This is a genomic window from Bacillus sp. CGMCC 1.16541 (assembly GCF_003184905.1).
Taxonomy (GTDB): Bacteria; Bacillota; Bacilli; order Bacillales; family Bacillaceae_H; genus Priestia.
On record NZ_KZ821206.1, the window covers coordinates 127,213 to 143,251 of the forward strand.

At 35.7% G+C, this 16,039-nt stretch carries 16 protein-coding genes; 2 read left to right on the top strand and 14 right to left on the bottom strand.

The window, feature by feature from the left end; genetic code table 11:
- Positions 1-27: 27 nt before the first annotated feature.
- Positions 28-273: a DUF2626 domain-containing protein gene (locus DIS06_RS00680; protein WP_110111325.1), complete on the top strand. Its 246-nt coding sequence runs from the start codon at positions 28-30 to the stop codon at positions 271-273.
- Between the two features lie 48 nt (positions 274-321).
- Here DIS06_RS00680 and DIS06_RS00685 read toward each other — a convergent pair whose 3' ends face one another.
- Positions 322-1,443, bottom strand: a complete 1,122-nt coding sequence (locus tag DIS06_RS00685; RefSeq protein ID WP_110111326.1) for a class I SAM-dependent methyltransferase — start codon at positions 1,441-1,443, stop codon at positions 322-324.
- 3 nt (positions 1,444-1,446) lie between these two features.
- Positions 1,447-2,079, bottom strand: coding sequence for an MBL fold metallo-hydrolase (locus DIS06_RS00690; protein WP_110111327.1), 633 nt, complete (start codon positions 2,077-2,079; stop codon positions 1,447-1,449).
- A gap of 226 nt (positions 2,080-2,305) precedes the next feature.
- Here DIS06_RS00690 and DIS06_RS00695 point away from each other — a divergent pair, with 226 nt between their 5' ends.
- Entirely contained in the window at positions 2,306-2,479 is a 174-nt protein-coding gene (locus DIS06_RS00695; protein WP_110111328.1) for a DUF2759 domain-containing protein, read from the top strand.
- A 53-nt stretch (positions 2,480-2,532) separates the two neighbouring features.
- Here the strand turns inward: DIS06_RS00695 and DIS06_RS00700 are convergent, their stop codons facing one another.
- The 12 genes from DIS06_RS00700 to DIS06_RS00755 all read right to left on the bottom strand — a co-directional run bounded on the left by DIS06_RS00700 (position 2,533) and on the right by DIS06_RS00755 (position 16,031).
- Positions 2,533-3,609: a YqgU-like beta propeller domain-containing protein gene (locus DIS06_RS00700; protein ID WP_110111329.1), complete on the bottom strand. Its 1,077-nt coding sequence runs from the start codon at positions 3,607-3,609 to the stop codon at positions 2,533-2,535.
- A 111-nt stretch (positions 3,610-3,720) separates the two neighbouring features.
- Entirely contained in the window at positions 3,721-4,614 is an 894-nt protein-coding gene (locus tag DIS06_RS00705; RefSeq protein WP_110111330.1) for a M14 family metallopeptidase, read from the bottom strand.
- Positions 4,615-4,973: 359 nt separating this feature from the next.
- Positions 4,974-6,884, bottom strand: a complete 1,911-nt coding sequence (locus DIS06_RS00710) for an LTA synthase family protein (protein WP_239421748.1) — start codon at positions 6,882-6,884, stop codon at positions 4,974-4,976.
- 318 nt (positions 6,885-7,202) lie between these two features.
- The gene (locus tag DIS06_RS00715; RefSeq protein WP_110111331.1) at positions 7,203-8,177 is read right to left on the bottom strand and encodes an ROK family glucokinase; all 975 of its coding nucleotides are present in this window, start codon (positions 8,175-8,177) and stop codon (positions 7,203-7,205) included.
- Positions 8,170-8,385 carry a YqgQ family protein gene (locus DIS06_RS00720; RefSeq protein ID WP_110111332.1) on the bottom strand — a complete coding sequence of 72 codons (216 nt, stop codon included), beginning with the start codon at positions 8,383-8,385 and terminating at the stop codon, positions 8,170-8,172. The genes DIS06_RS00715 and DIS06_RS00720 overlap by 8 nt, the downstream gene beginning before the upstream one ends.
- 63 nt (positions 8,386-8,448) lie before the next feature.
- Positions 8,449-9,978: a rhomboid family intramembrane serine protease gene (locus DIS06_RS00725; RefSeq protein WP_110111333.1), complete on the bottom strand. Its 1,530-nt coding sequence runs from the start codon at positions 9,976-9,978 to the stop codon at positions 8,449-8,451.
- A 436-nt stretch (positions 9,979-10,414) separates the two neighbouring features.
- Positions 10,415-10,597, bottom strand: coding sequence for a hypothetical protein (locus DIS06_RS00730; RefSeq protein WP_110111334.1), 183 nt, complete (start codon positions 10,595-10,597; stop codon positions 10,415-10,417).
- Positions 10,598-10,653: 56 nt separating this feature from the next.
- Positions 10,654-11,448 carry a DUF92 domain-containing protein gene (locus tag DIS06_RS00735; RefSeq protein ID WP_110111335.1) on the bottom strand — a complete coding sequence of 265 codons (795 nt, stop codon included), beginning with the start codon at positions 11,446-11,448 and terminating at the stop codon, positions 10,654-10,656.
- Positions 11,441-12,010, bottom strand: a complete 570-nt coding sequence (locus tag DIS06_RS00740; protein WP_239421750.1) for a 5-formyltetrahydrofolate cyclo-ligase — start codon at positions 12,008-12,010, stop codon at positions 11,441-11,443. The genes DIS06_RS00735 and DIS06_RS00740 overlap by 8 nt, the downstream gene beginning before the upstream one ends.
- A gap of 72 nt (positions 12,011-12,082) precedes the next feature.
- A complete protein-coding gene (gene rpmG, locus DIS06_RS00745; RefSeq protein WP_110111337.1) occupies positions 12,083-12,232 on the bottom strand; it encodes a 50S ribosomal protein L33 in 150 nt (49 codons plus the stop codon).
- Between the two features lie 233 nt (positions 12,233-12,465).
- Positions 12,466-14,781, bottom strand: coding sequence for a sugar phosphate nucleotidyltransferase (locus DIS06_RS00750; RefSeq protein ID WP_110111338.1), 2,316 nt, complete (start codon positions 14,779-14,781; stop codon positions 12,466-12,468).
- Entirely contained in the window at positions 14,778-16,031 is a 1,254-nt protein-coding gene (locus DIS06_RS00755) for a glycosyltransferase family 4 protein (RefSeq protein ID WP_110111339.1), read from the bottom strand. Before DIS06_RS00755 ends, DIS06_RS00750 begins: the two co-directional genes overlap by 4 nt.
- Positions 16,032-16,039 lie beyond the last annotated feature (8 nt).

The following is a 16,039-nucleotide window of genomic DNA, read 5'->3' on the forward strand; positions in this document are numbered from 1 at the left end:
ATGTGGATTAAAAGGAGGGGGATGCACATGGAACGCATGTACCGCGTGTTAGGTTTTTGGACTGGTATTTTTGCAGTTATGTTTTATTTAGGTCATATGCCAACAACGGCGTTAATTTTCTTAGCGCAAACTGGATTTTTTGTCTTTTTAAGTTACTTAAAACTTTCTGAACGCATGTATATTTATGTGTTTGGAGCCTATTTAACTGTTTTCTTTGTTGCCTTTACATATTGGACAACTTTTATGATGGTTCCTGGTCAAGGCGGACACTAAAAGCGATGATTTTTCATCGCTTTTTTGTTTCCGCTTTCTTCTATGACTCTATCGCTTTTTAATAACATCCACTAAAAAAGATTCGCTCATCTCAATGTGTTTGTGCTGGACGATAACATGAAAATAATCGCTAATACTTCCCTCTATCATTAAACTGCTAATGGAACGATTTGATTTTGCCTGAGAAGAAAAAGGATTTGTTGAAGAATGTTCTTCTAAAAGATTGAGTAGTCCCATCATCATTAAAAATTCACGCTGGCGTTTAAACGTTGTCACGTGTAATCCGTATTGCTGACCTTCTGCAATTAAACTATCAAAATGGATATGTGTCGTTAAGTCCATTTCTCCTACATGTAAGAGTGGATTCTTAATTAACTGATGTTGAAAGTACCCTCTAAGACTTCCTCTACTACGCGCAGGGTGTTGCCATTCTTCAAACGTATATCCATAATCCACTGTCACCACCATACCGCTGTTTAGCATCTCACTTATATCTTTAATGGCTTTTAGCATCTGCAACGGAACCTCAAAGCGCTGACCTTCTTTTATCGATAAACGATGTTGTGATAGATAATCAATGATTTGTTGATTATCTATCGGAATATACGTTTCGACCAACTCATCATTTTCTAACGCAACCCATACTTCATACAATACACCATCTCTTTTTTCAATCACTTCTACCGGTAAAGCATCCAACCATTCATTAGAAAACACAACTCCATCAAACTTTCCTACTTGCAAAGCAAATGCTTCTAGACTTTCAAAACATAACACATCATTTGAGGAAGAGAGATGATGTCTTTGTAGCTGTTGATGATATAAACTCTTTTCAATCATATAATACGTTAACTGATTAGCTGTTTTTGGAGAAATTTTACGCCATTCATTTATAACAGCCTCAGCAAACTTCCCGTTACCTCCCCCTATCTCACAAATGACTGGAGGTATTAGACGATGTTCAACCGCTTTTACAAAAAGGTGAGCCATCGCCCTTCCAAAAGAGGACGATAACTCACTTGTTGTTACAAAATCTCCATGCTTTCCTATTTTCCGATTGTTTTTCATATAGTAGCCGTTTTCACCGTATAAAGCGATATTCATATATTCACTATAAGAAATACGCTTATGCAATGACTCTTTTATTTGCTTTTTCAATACTTGTTTCATTGTTTAAAATCCATTTAAGAACGGGTTTTGATCCATCTCCTGCCCAACTGTTGTTTCACTACCATGACCAGATAATACAACCGTTGCTTCTGGAAGTTGCATTAACTTTTTATCAATACTAGCTAAAAGTTTCCTGTGATTGCCTCCCGGTAAATCTGTTCTCCCTATACTTCCTGCAAATAAAGCATCTCCAGAAAACACTATTCCCTCTTTTACAGCATAATAAGATACGCTCCCTGGTGAATGTCCAGGAGTTTCAAACACATGTAAGTCAAATGACCCTATACTTAGCGGTCCTTCCTCGGAAATAATATCCGTTGCTTCTCCAGCAGAAATAGCACCAACTCCAAAGAACTGCGATCCGTTTAAAGCTGGATCGGTTAGCCAATCTTGTTCTTCTTTATGTATGTAGACAGGAATGTCATATCGTGCCTTCACATCATCTACTGCACCAATATGATCAAAATGAGCATGTGTCAGTAAAATAGCTAACGGCTTGTAACCCTTCTTTTCAATAAACTCGATAAGTTTCCCTCCTTGAGCACCAGGGTCAAAAATTAAACATTCGTTTTGTTCATTCGAAAATACATAACAGTTCGTTTGTAACGGACCTAAAGGAATTTGATAGTATGTCATCTTCATTTACCTCCACTTTCAGCTAAAATAAGTGTTGCTTGTAGTTTTATTCTACAATACAAACCTCTATTTTAAAAATAATCACATAATTTCATATATCCATTAAAGTGTCACTTTTTCATCTCGACAAACGATAAGAAAACCTTTACAATAAAATTAGCTATTTTATTGCCAAAACCTTACTATAAAAGGTTTTATAAATTTTAACGTAAGGGGGGTTTTGCAGATGGGTCTTATGATTATTTTTGCATTAACAACATTACTAGGAATTTTCGGTGCTGTGTCAGCAATGCGAAATAAAAACTTCCTTGGATTAGGATTTGCAGTATTAACGTTTGGAATCTTTGGTTGGTTTACGGTAATGACGATCTTAAATCACGGTTATCCAACTGCTCACTAATGTCATTCGTACATAGTGTATACAAAAAAAGCCACCTTCGCAGATGGCTTTTTTTACTTGAAATTTACTAAATCTATTACGTCTCCCTCTTCAATATCAATGATTTGTTCAAATTGATAACCAACTAAACTTAGTTTTCCATTAATTGAAAGGTTTAACGGCATATTCTCCATATCTTCTACGATTACTTGTGCTTTACGATCTTTTAGGGAGTAACCAATCAGGTCAAACTGATTATCTACACCTGCGCTAAATGTATAAAAAGACTGGCTAGCTTGATCAATTTGACTATAAGGAATCATTAAGCCTTCATGCTCCGTTATGATAGGCAATTTCATTTTATCTAGTTTTTTAAATTCGCTATTAAAGAAGGTATACGTTCCAACACCGTTATTCTCTTCAATTGTCACAATGAGTGACTTTGACGACGACAATCCAACAACTTGATCTTTCACCACTCGCTCTTCATCTGTGTTTAAATTTAACACAACAAGTGGAGCGTATGGGTTTTCCAATGTATCGTCCAAGTCTAAATAAGCAATTTCATCTTCTCCTATCCAATGGATAAAAGGTTGTGGTAAATCATATAGTTGATGCGCTTTCGTTGTTGTATTTCTTAAAAATAGATGAAATGTCCAATCTTCTAAAAAGCTAGTTATAAACACCTCGTCTGTTGAAAAAGGATTCCATGTGTATTGAACATCAAATGATTCCATCGTAAACGTATCTTCAATTTCACCATCTCGATTAAGAACTAGCAACGTTGCTTCTTGTTCTGATGATGCGATGTGCACAAGAAACATTTTGTCATCATCATTGGCTTTTACTGAAATAATTTTGTCGTCAGAATAAAAAAATGGTTCGGCTTCTCCTGTGTAGATGTTGTACTTATCAATTACAAATCCTTGCTTATCTTCTTTTATGACTAACACATGATGATCATCGTACCAATCTCCAATTCCATGAAAAGCAGATTGTTCAATGGTTAATGGCTGAATTTCTTCCTGTTCAATTACGACTTTTTCGCCCTCATGTTGCTTTTGTGCTTTGTTAGAATCATTTGTTTTCTCTGACTGACAAGCAACTAACATCACGATGACGAAAATGAACGTTATAGCCTTTTTTATCATCTTCATCACCTTTATCTTTCAATCAAATTATGCTATGTCTATTTCCTCAATGCAAGTAAAATATCGTTCTCTTCATTACTTCTCTTTGTTATATCTCGCTTTTTATGATTATTACGCATACATAGATGCTAATAAAATAGGAAGGGTTCGTTTATAAATAGAAGATATCATAGATAAGGGTAATGGATTAATTCCTCTTCCTAGCTCAAGTGTAAATCCTGGTCGCTTATATATAAGAATAAACCAGTCCTTATAACCTGCATGGCTATCGATTGTTCGAACAGCACGATAACCACTAACCCTTTCAAACTCGCTTGCAAGGTGAGCCGCGTCTTTTGGTTCACAATCCATGTACCCCCAATAAAACTCTTCTCCTTGCGTATGCAGTGCTACCACTCGATCAAATTGCAATCGTTCAGTCAGATTTACCATGGCAATTGCTTCTGGTTCGGATAATGGACACTGGCCTGGATAGTCTCTTGGGGCTGGTCTTTTAGGGATTTTCCGCTCTTTCTCAATCGCCCAATTAGCTGGAAATTGATTATTCAAATCGACACCTCTTATATTAGCTTTCCACCCTGTGAAACCTTCACATTCTTTATTGATTTCTAAAACAGTTGAATAGTAAGGTTCAAGACAAGGAACCCCGTTTACTACAAGGTCCACGCCGTCTGGGTTTACCATAGGTACAATTGATAAAGAAGTGTCTTGATACAGTTTCCTAGCACTTATACCGTTTAGATTTTCATCATAATAAATGGCCCGTAAGTAATCTTCTATAAATCTCATCATAACATTGGTTGTAATCCATTCATTTGCATGAAATGACGCATTCATGTGTACGCTCTTATCTCCATCACCGATTACGATATGAGGAATCAACTTCCCTAACACACTTTGACCAATGCTTTCGATTGAAGCAATCGGATATCGGTTAAGCAGCCTTACTAGATTTTCTTGCATACGCTCATAATTATATGGTACATGCATGTTAACAATCCTCATCACTTACCTCCTTAAAGGTTTAGATTGAAAAGACTGCTTTCATAAACTGCGTTACAACTTAACTTTTCAGCTACTCTTCTTGCACTCTTTTAACATTTGCACTCAATATGATAAAGTACGATGTCAATTCATTTATATATATATGTAAACGACGGAAGAATTTGACATCGTTTCTGTAAGCTCTGTTCCAAAAGATAATTGCTTTTAACTTGATTGCTTAAAAGATAGCTCTCTAAAGGTGGTTACTCTACTCCTCTCTACTTGCTCAATAGCACTAACGTTTACCATTACTGTCTTTTCGTAAACAAAAAGACACATAATAAAAGGACTTTGACACTAGAATGTCAAAGTCCTTTTTATTACTCTTTATCGTCTTCTTTTTCAAGTCGATAATTTTTCCCTTCGTAAAAACGAAGAAGATCTCCATATACAATCTTATCTGAGTAATCTAACTCTTGTTTAGCTTTTTCCATATAAGGTTCACAAGCAGCTAAATCAGTTTCCTCTTCCGTTGCCTTATCGAAGCATTTATTATCTGCGTATACATACTTATCAGTAATGAAGCTACCGTCACGTAAAACAGCAAAATCCATCTTTTCTTCAGAGAACATATCTGAACCAAATTGTACGTGATCCTTCGTATCTACACCTAACAAATGAAGGATTGTTGGTTTTAAGTCGATTTGACCAGATACTTTAGAAATCTTTTTCCCTTTATGTTCTTCACCAGGAATATGAATAATCATCGGTACTTTTTGTAATTGTGTCCATTGGTAAGGAGTCACTTCTTTACCCAAATACTGTTCCATTGCTGCATTATGGTTTTGAGAAATACCATAGTGATCACCATATACAACAATGATAGAATCTTCATATAACCCTTCTGCTTTTAGATCTTCAATGAAGTGTTTGAATGCTTCATCCATATAACGAACCGTTGGGAAGTATCGGTTTAATGTTCGGCTATTTGAATCAAATTCATCTACCATTTTATCTTCTTCATCAAGTTCAAATGGGAAGTGATTTGTTAATGTAATAAATTTCGTATAGAACGGTTGTGGTAGGTTCTTCATATGTTCGACAGATTGTTCAAAGAACTCCTTATCCTTTAATCCCCACCCTACTGAATTCTCAGGATTTACTTCATAATCTGCTAGTGAGAAGAAACGATCGTATCCCAGTCTTGGATACACAACATCACGGTTCCAGAAACTACGGTTATTAGCATGGAAAACGGCACTATAGTAGCCACTTTGTTTTAGAATTTCTGGCGTACCATTAAACTCATTTCCACCATGCGTAAAGAATACCGAGCCACGTCCTAGTGGATACAATGAATTATCTAGTAAAAACTCACTATCAGATGTTTTTCCTTGCCCTGTCTGATGATAGAAGTTTTCAAAGTAATAGCTTTCTTCAATAAAATCATTTAAAAATGGTGTAACTTCTTGGCCATTCACTGTATTACCAATAACAAAATCTTGCAATGATTCTAGTGAAACAACAATAACATTCTTATCCTTTGCCACTCCATATAACTCTTCGTTTGGAGCCTTTTGATTTGCTTTTAAATAGTTTTCAATCTCAACAAACTCACTACTATCTGCTAGTGCTCGTTGTGCTTTTGTTTTTGATTGAAGAACTGCATCATAAATATGGTAATTGTACGTACCAATATTCTTGACTAGCATTTCACGATCGAATGCACGTGTTAGAAGTTCTGGTCGCTCTGTTTCAGCTAGAGCTAAATTTGAGATAAACACTGCTACTACTGCTACATAATAGGCAAATCTCGTTTTCCGACTAACTCCTTGTTGAACTTCTTCCACTGTTTCATTCTTCTTAACTAAGAATTTACCTATTAGTACTAAAGCAATGACATCAATAAACATTAAAATGTCTGTCCATTGAAATAATTCAAATGCACTGTTTCCTAAATCACCCATATTACTTGTTTGAAATAAAACCGGTAATGTTAAAAAGTCATTAAAAAAGCGATAAAACATAACGTTTGCAAATAGAACAAAGGTAATAATAAAACTCGTTATAATTGTATAGCGATTACGTCCTTTCGCTGATTTAAAAAATAACCCTACTCCAAAAATAAGTAGCAAGAAACTTAAAGGGTTAATAAACAAGATGAACTCTTGTGTCGCATTTTCAATCTTAATATCAAATTGACTTTTATAGACAATATACGTTTTAATCCATAATAAAATTGTTGCTGTAAGAACAAAAGACAGCTTTGACAACAATAATCGGTTTGCCACGCTTAAACCTCCTTAAAAACTGTATTCCTTCATAAAAAACGATTGTTTTATTTTCATATCTTCACAATAACGAAGATAATCTTAATGCTTTTTTTACAAAAATGCAAATCATTTTTCATAATCAAAAGGTAGAATAGTAATGTTATTGATATTCGTTTATACAATTATTTAGACGAATATCTCTCAAAAAAGTTTCGCCAAAAATTAAATTCGCAATATTAAAAATATTATAAACCTTCATATAAAAGAGCCTCCTATAAAGAAGACTCTTTTAGACTACTAATATATATCCATCTTTCAGCTATTTCAAACCCACTTTTACAAACTAGCAATTTTTGTTTTCACTAACCACGCTCCGCCAATGACTCCTGCATCGTTTCCTAATGTAGCAATTGTTAACTCTACACCTTGTGCAACTCTTGGAAAAGCAAATCGATCAAAGTAAACTCTTACTGGTTTAAGAAGTACATCTCCAGCTCTTGATACGCCACCACCAAGTACAATTTTCTCAGGATTTAACGCGTTCGCTGAGTTAGCTAATGCAAGACCTAAATGGAATGCCAGCTTATCTACAACTTTAACCGCTAATTCATCATTTTCTCTTGCTGCATCAAAAATCATTTTAGCTGTCATAAGACCCGTTTGAGTGTATTCATCACGTAATGCGCTTGCAATTGTCGTATTTGCTACCTCTTCCATTGCTAATCGAACAACCCCAGTTGCTGATGCAATTGTTTCTAAGCAGCCCGTTTTTCCACAATTACATGATGCTCCACCTTCTGGGATAGAGGTAATGTGACCAATTTCTCCAGCAGCACCATTTACACCGTGAACGATTTCTCCATTTGCAATAACACCGCCACCTACGCCTGTGCCGAGTGTTACACACAATAAATCTTTTGCGCCATCTCCAGCACCTTTCCACATTTCTCCAATGGCTGCAATATTTGCATCGTTGTCAACAACAACAGGTAATCCCGCTTCTACTTCCAATATATCTTTAATCGGGAATTTTTCCCATCCTAAATTAACAGCTACCTCAATTGAACCGTTAGCAAAGTTTACTGGTCCAGGAGCACCAATTCCAATTCCAACTAATTGACTCTTATCACGACCTAATTCCGTAACTGTTTTATCAATTGATTTCGCGATATCCGTTGGAATATTTCGCCCTTGCTCACTAATATCTGTGTTGATTTCCCACTTATGAATAATCTCTCCATAATGATTAATAAAGGCCATTTTAATTGTCGTACCACCTAAATCAACACCAACTAACCATTTCTCATCCATTCTGTCTCATCCTTTTTTCTTTTTGTAATTGTAACTCTTGGCGAACTAATAAGAGAGCCATTTGAAAATCTTGACTATCCATTAACTTAGAATGAAATAACTCTTTTAACTCTTCTTCCATCAATTCAAGATCTGCAAGACGATCTCCGACATATATAATTGTGCCAAAAGATTTTAAAAATTGTTGAACATCATATAGTGTTTTCATCTTTTCACCTATTTACATTAAACGTTTACATATACATAAAGTATAAAGGAAACTAGTCTTACGTCAAGACGATTTATTGTGAAGTTTTTGCCATAACTCATTATATTGATTATCATTCGGATGAAGCTTCACAGCTTGGTTAATTGCATCTTTTGCTTGATCAAATTCACCTAACTCTCTATAAATAAGCGCTAAATTATAATATGCTTCATGAAATTGATTATTATATTTCACTGCAACCTCTAAATAATTTTTGGCTTGCTCAATCTCATTTTCTTGAAATTTTACGATAGACGCTAAAAAGTACACACGACTATCCTTGCTTTTGTTTTCAATAAAAGGAGCTAAAGCACGATTAGCTTCATCATATTTTTCTTTTTCAATATATTGAGAAGCAATGCTTAGTGCAGAATTTGTATCTTTCTCTATATTTTTTTCACTAAATCCATATATCAATAAAGATGTAACGAGAGTAATTGTGAATAACAAAGTCAATAATTGCATCCCTAGGCGTTTATGTTTAGGCAAATGAACAATACTGGCCGCCAGGAAACCACCAATTAAGCCACCAATGTGTCCTGCATTATCAATACCAGGAACAACGAAACCAAACACAAGGTTAATACCAATTACCATCATGATGTTATAGCCCATTGTGCGAAGAAACAAATTTGGATAAGCTCTACCTATAAACAAAAGAGCACCGAAACAACCGAAGATCGCTCCTGAAGCTCCCGCAGATAACGATGAACTAAAAATAAAGCTCCCTAATGTCCCTGCAAATCCAGCGAAGATATAAATAAAGAAGAAGCGAATACGGCCATATATCTTTTCAACTAAAGGACCTAAATAATACAAAGCAAAACTATTCATTAACAAGTGAAGCAACCCAATGTGCAACACAATTGGTGTAAAGAATCTCCACCATTCTCCTTCTACTATATAGGGATTGTATTTAGCACCGTACTCAAGCAATGTTAAATTATTTTCACTGCCGCCGTTTAGTTCCAAAAATAAAAACATCGCCACTTGAATTGATAGAAAAATGTAAGCAAAAAACGGCTTTCCTCTATTAAAGATGTCTTGTTCTTTCTTCTTTTGTTTATTCATTACGTAAATAACGTTTTGTTTTACTCTCTCATGATAGAGAGAGAGTTCCTCATCACCTAGTGGACTCGAGTCATAGTCGATATGAATGTTTTGCGCAAACTGCTCGTAGCTGCTTTCGTCTTCTTGTTCAGTTAATAAAACCGTGTCAATGAACACTTTTTTTCTTTCTTCATAAGAGTGTAGAACACTCTCCCACTGATTTAATGGGTAATCATCTACTATGTATACATTTTGGATAAATAGCTCTTTTTTCAACCACTGTTTTCGTAATGTGGCTACTCTTCTATGCACATGTTCCATATCCCTTTCAAGCAAGTTAGACCATGTAAAGTCCTTGCGAGCGATACGAAGTACCTTTGTTTTTCGATTTTCTTTTGTTTCAAACCATAATTGAGTTAAATCTTCAGAAGCTTGTAATAGTTGATAGGATTCATTTTGTAATAGCCCATCTACTATACGCAAATAACGAAAATCTTGTTTCATCACTAATCCCCTCCTTTGTTTCAAATTGAACACACTGTGCTCATAGGACCGAGACAACCAAGACAAAGAAACACCCACCCATGTTCGACTCAGCCCCTAACAACCTTTCTATAATCCGATTCTACCAATGGATAGAGTAGCACGGGCTGCTGCATGTAAACCTACGTTCTTGAGCTTATTAACTTATGTTCCACACTCAGTTAATTTCCCTTCCAATAAACCTTCTTTCTTTAATGGCTTGGCTACATGAATAGCTACTACCTACACATCATGTATCCTTTTTTGGTTGTCCCTCTAAACCTATGATACAAAAGAAGTACCATTTATATATAATGTAAAGATGTCAGAAAACAGCACAAAAAGCAACCGTTACACTTCATGAATAAAGGGTGAGCAATCCCTTTAACAGGTTTCACTCACCCTTTACTCTCTTTCATTATGAATAACGAAATACTTGCCCTAATAGTTTGTCTTTCACATAAGGAATGTTTAATAAGGAGCTAATTGCTAAACTTCTAATTGCTGGACTTCCTAGAATAAGATTTACGACTCGATATCTCATCCGATAGCTCACAGTAAGAAGTAACAGCCCTACTAGTAATAATAAGATACGTTGCACTGTAACGACCTCCTTATTATTAACTTGCTCCATTTATCACACTTTATCCTTTCTATTTAAATCCAAAGGATATGAACAAGTCCGCCACCAATGATTGTGGCCGCTAAAACAGAAGCTACATTTACAACATCATTATTAAACAACAGATAACCTTTCTGTTGTTCTGTATTCACCCCACAATGAGATCTCTTTTCTGTTTCCCTCATACACACTGAACAACGATAAACAACTTGAACCGTTGCACCTAATAATGTATCGAATACATTGCCTACAAAACCAAATACTGTGATAAATAACAATGCATAAAAATCGATAAGGTCAAACAACAGATAGCCTGTGTAAGCAATGATTAATGCACCACCTAGTGCTGCAAGAGTGCCTAACGGTGAAACAGCCCCTGATGTTCCCTTGTCTACTCTCTTAAACGATAAAATAAAAAGCGGAGAACGTTTACTCAGAGATCCAATTTCAGAAGCCCACGTATCAGAGTTAGCTGCAGCTAAGCTAATGAGGAACCCATACACTAAATACGGATTGTCAGTAAAAACAGAAAGCAAGCTAATACTAGCTGCAATACCACCATTTGCAAGCACTTGAATCCAATCTCTCCTATCGCTTTTTTCCACTTTATCTTCTAAGGTGCCTTTCTTTTCTTTTTTATACTTACTCCATACAGTGGATGTACCAAAGAAAACACCTAACACAACAAGTCCTTTCATTTCATATCCTACATAAATACTAATGCCTACTAAGGAAGCTGCTATAGCTCCTGATGCTGATAACGAACGAGCTATATAGCCGATAAGCGAAATGAAAACTATACAAAAAAAGACCACCATCTCTTCAATCATGACAGTTGATAATCTCCTTTTCTGTGATAATGGCTTTTACCGGAAGGTCATGTTCTTCAAAAGGTACTTTATTTGTGACTTGAAACGAGAAAGCAAGTGCAATGACTTCTCCATTATAACTAGCTAAGTACCGATCATAATAGCCTCCACCATATCCAATTCGATAGCCTTTTTGATCAAAGACAATGCCTGGAGTAATAATCAGATCAATTTGGGTGGGCAAATATCTTTCTGTTTGCTGTACAATCGGCTCTTGCAACCCAAAATAAACAGTCTCTAATTGAGAAAATGATGTTAACTTATAAAAGGTCATCTTTTTTTCTTTAGCATCACATTTTGGGACAACAACCTGTTTTCCTTCATTCCACGCACGGTGAATCAATTCATTTGTCTCCACTTCTCTACCTCTAGAAATGGTTACACCAATTGTGTTCGCTTCTTTCCAATATGAAGATTGACATAGCAAATTTATAATATCAATTGAACGCCTTTTATATGTAAGCTCACTTATTTCGTTTAATTTTTCTTTTATCTTCATTCGTAAAATTGCTTTTGTAGCCAAATTCTTCATCTCCTGTCTAGTAAAAATTGAAAAGAGTCTATAAAAAAAACAGTAGGAATGACTTCCTACTGCTTACTTTGTTTCACGGTGAAGCGTTACTTTTTTAAGTCTTGGGCTGTATTTCTTTAACTCAAGACGATCTGGGTTGTTACGCTTATTTTTCTTTGTGATGTAGTTACGATCACCAGTTTCAGTACAAGCTAATGTAATGTTTACACGCATCTATTTTCCCTCCAAACATTAAGAACATAAATCAGACTATACTATAATATCACTTTTTATTTTGAAATTCTAGTCTGTTTTTAGGAAGAATATCATTTCTTCCTTTAAATTTGTTTTTTATCATCATTTCTGCATGATAAACAATGATTTCAGTGCTTTTACTTTGAACGTAAGTTTGGTATGTTGCATGTTTTAAAGTATATCCAATTCAAAAGCATGTTATGAACCTTGAACTACACCTTTTGATATTCTCTGATTTTCTTCATGACATCTGATGAGAATTTCTTTGCCAATACTTCGTTTGTTGCTTCAGAGTAAATAGTCAGAGCTGGTATTTCCCCGTGAGGTAAAATAAGTGTCCACCCTTGATTTGGATGATAAATCTTCAATCCATCTATTAGCTCAATCTGTCTATCATCAAACTCTTCTACCAACTTCCTCATCACAAGACCTTGTGATTCCCATGGACAAAATACATTCTCTTTTTCAACATGAATGTTAGGGACTGTCTTTATAAGAGCGGAAATGGAATGAAGTTGAACAGAAAGTAATTCAACCATTTGACAAAATGCGTATAATGCATCTACTTGAAAATGCGTCGGCCCTAGCACGTTTAACAAGTCTCTTTTCTGAGACTTCACTCGTATCAACTTTTCGTGAAGGTCGTTAGCAAGTAACTCTAATGATGATGAATAATGTACCGGTATCGGAATAAAAGGCAGCTTTTTCGTCAAGCTTACACTATAAATATAAAGTGCTAACACTTGCGTTTCTGTTAAAAGGTCACCATTTTCATCATACAATAAAAAAGATTCACCTATATCATCAATAACCATGGCAAAACTAGCTCGATAACGGTTGATTAACATCGCAACATCTTGTTCTATTTCGTGTTTACACGTAACATACCTTCTTATATGTAACTCATTACATACACGTTGAACAACTTCTTGCATATAAGGAGGACAAATGACGACAACAGATGAATTTGCACCAATGACAGAAGGAATATCAATTGAATGAACAAGGTAATCAATATAATCACTTTTATTACTTTCAATCGTTACAATTGGATTCATCCTATCTACTTTTATATCTAGTTCCGCCACATTTTTATACTGCTTTTCAATTCGCCATTCCGTCATTGTATCAATAAGACACCCTTTTTGATCATAAATCTCTAAAGAAAGCTCATGTTCTTCTCTTGTAGAGTCTTTGTAAAGATAAACGGCATACTCTCCTTTCTTTTGCGCTTTGTAATAACGGAATAATGGAAGTGAAAGAGCTCCCATTGTATGGACTTGAAAATTTTGAACCTGAAGACCTGATATAACTAGGTGACTAAACATCGTTGAACAAATGTGTTCATCGCTTCCTACGATAATTGTACTTGAAGAGGGAAAGCTCATTTGTAAAGCTTGACAAAGCCGAAAGATAATTTGAGGAGATATACTAGCTTGAGTATCGATAATCATTCGCCCATTCACAAATAGTGAATGTTCCATATCTGCTATGGACTCTTGTTCCTTCGTCTTCTCCCATTCCTTTCCTACCACGGACTTTGACAGCGTCGTCCCCTTTTGGATACGTACATGAGGAGCTATCGTCGCTTCATGAATTTGACAATTATTTCCTACTGCTGTCTCTTGTGATAAAATACTATGACTGATTAAAGACGAGGCACCGACAACACTACCGGATCCAATCGTCGTATAAGGCCCAATGACTGCTCCTTTTCGAATTATTGCTCCTTTCCCTATATAAACAGGTGAATGAATGGTGACTTGCTCTTCAACAAGCACATCTTCCTCTACATAGGAAGATGAAAGAGAAGAAAGGGTATACCTTTGGCTCAATAAATCATTGTGAGCTTGTCGGTAATGGTGAATTTGACCAATATCAATCCAGTAGTCGTCTGTTAAATAACTACAAACTCTCTCTTTATGTTTCAGTAATTTAGGGATTAAGTCTAAACTAAAATCAACTGATTTATTTTCTTCAATATAGTTCAGTACCTTTTTTGTAATAATGTACACACCCGTGTTAATAAGGTTACTCGTTATTTCATGCTTTCTTGGCTTCTCCACAAATTTTTTAACGAATCCGGCCGCATTGCGTAATACCATTCCATAATCTAAAGGATTTTTCACTTCTTTCGTAATGATGGTCATGACTGCGTTTTGATCATTATGATGGGCTATCGCAGATGTTAAATGAATGGATGTGAGTGCATCTCCACTAATAATGACACAGTCGTCATCAATAAACTTATGTGCATTTTGCAAACTACCTGCGGTTCCTAGTGGCTCTTTTTCAATAAAATAGTGAAGTCTCACCCCCCACTTACTTCCATCTCCAAAATAAGACGTGATGTGATAATGAAGGTGTTGCAGCGTAACACCAATCTCCGTAATCCCATGCTCTTTTAGAAGTTCAATGCTATATTCCATGACTGGCTTTCCACACAAAGGAAGCATAGGCTTTGGCACTTCATCCGTTAAAGGCTTCAACCTCGTCCCTTTTCCACCAGCTAATATAATCCCCTTCAATCTGCTTCTTCCTTCCCTATTTGATTTTTTATCGCTTTCTCTTTAAACAGTTCACTTGTTTTAGAAGCAATTTCATCCCATCCAAATTTACTTGTCACTTCTTCTTTTGCATTATTTCCTATCGTTTTGGCTAACTGTTCATCTGACAAAATAAACGCTAAACAGTGCGCTAAGCTAGATACATCTCCCGTTTTACAAAGCAAACCCGTTACATGATGAGTGACAATCGAGCTTAATCCCCCTGTATCTGAAACGACAGTCGGTTTTCCAGCAACCATCCCCTCTAATGCTACAATTCCAAAAGGTTCATACAAACTTGGGAACACAGCTACATCACATAAGTGAAAGAATTGATTACGCTCTTCGTCTGTAATATATCCAATAAAATAAACATGCTGTTGCAAGTTCTTTTCTTCTACAACCGTTCGATAATGATGTAACAACGGACCTTTTCCAGCAATAACAATTCGTATAGTTGGAAAAGCATTAACAAGATGTTCTGTTGCTTCAATTAACGTACCAAATCCTTTTTCATACACAATCCTACCAATCGAAAACACCAGAGGACCTTGCTCAATATGAAATTTATTTTTCACTTTTAAGGAGCGAGTATGTGACACCATCATATCAATGTCAATTCCATTAGGAAAAACAGATATCCTTTCCTCTTCCACGTGAAATAACTGGTTAATCTCCGTTTTCATATAGTCACTACACACAATAATTGCTTCAGACTGTTGAATTAAATAGTGCTCTTGCTCATGAATAGATTGTTGCATTTCTGTAAAGATACCGTTGTTCCTTCCATGTTCTGTTGCATGGATCGTTGTAATTAACGGTTTATCTATTTGCTTTTTTATGACACGAGCAGCTGCTCCTACTAACCAGTCATGTGCATGAATTAAATCAAATGACATATTCTCAACTAATTTTAGTGCCCTTTGTGCCATTGCAATATTTAAGCTACTGACCCAAGCTAAAAAATCTTGATGGTGCGGCTGCAAACTTTTCACACGGTAAACATGAACACCATATAAACATTCGTAAGCTGGTAATCCCTCTACAAATGCAGTGATAACATGAACTTGATGACCAGCTCTCGCTAACGCTCGCGATAAATCAAAAACATGACGAGCCAAACCACCAATCACATGCGGCGGAAATTCCCATGACAACATTAAAATGGATAAAGATTGAGTCATCACGATTGAATGACCTTTAGAGGTTATACTTTCATACTCATTTACCATTTATTCAC

Excerpts from the sequence above, each read along its gene's own strand:
- DIS06_RS00680 (WP_110111325.1), top strand. The coding sequence starts at position 28 with ATGGAACGCATGTACCGCGTGTTAGGTTTTTGGACTGGTATTTTTGCA.
- DIS06_RS00685 (WP_110111326.1), bottom strand. The coding sequence starts at position 1,443 with ATGAAACAAGTATTGAAAAAGCAAATAAAAGAGTCATTGCATAAGCGT.
- DIS06_RS00690 (WP_110111327.1), bottom strand. The coding sequence starts at position 2,079 with ATGACATACTATCAAATTCCTTTAGGTCCGTTACAAACGAACTGTTAT.
- DIS06_RS00695 (WP_110111328.1), top strand. The coding sequence starts at position 2,306 with ATGGGTCTTATGATTATTTTTGCATTAACAACATTACTAGGAATTTTC.
- DIS06_RS00700 (WP_110111329.1), bottom strand. The coding sequence starts at position 3,609 with ATGATAAAAAAGGCTATAACGTTCATTTTCGTCATCGTGATGTTAGTT.
- DIS06_RS00705 (WP_110111330.1), bottom strand. The coding sequence starts at position 4,614 with ATGAGGATTGTTAACATGCATGTACCATATAATTATGAGCGTATGCAA.
- DIS06_RS00715 (WP_110111331.1), bottom strand. The coding sequence starts at position 8,177 with ATGGATGAGAAATGGTTAGTTGGTGTTGATTTAGGTGGTACGACAATT.
- DIS06_RS00720 (WP_110111332.1), bottom strand. The coding sequence starts at position 8,385 with ATGAAAACACTATATGATGTTCAACAATTTTTAAAATCTTTTGGCACA.
- DIS06_RS00725 (WP_110111333.1), bottom strand. The coding sequence starts at position 9,978 with ATGAAACAAGATTTTCGTTATTTGCGTATAGTAGATGGGCTATTACAA.
- DIS06_RS00735 (WP_110111335.1), bottom strand. The coding sequence starts at position 11,448 with ATGATTGAAGAGATGGTGGTCTTTTTTTGTATAGTTTTCATTTCGCTT.
- rpmG (WP_110111337.1), bottom strand. The coding sequence starts at position 12,232 with ATGCGTGTAAACATTACATTAGCTTGTACTGAAACTGGTGATCGTAAC.
- DIS06_RS00755 (WP_110111339.1), bottom strand. The coding sequence starts at position 16,031 with ATGGTAAATGAGTATGAAAGTATAACCTCTAAAGGTCATTCAATCGTG.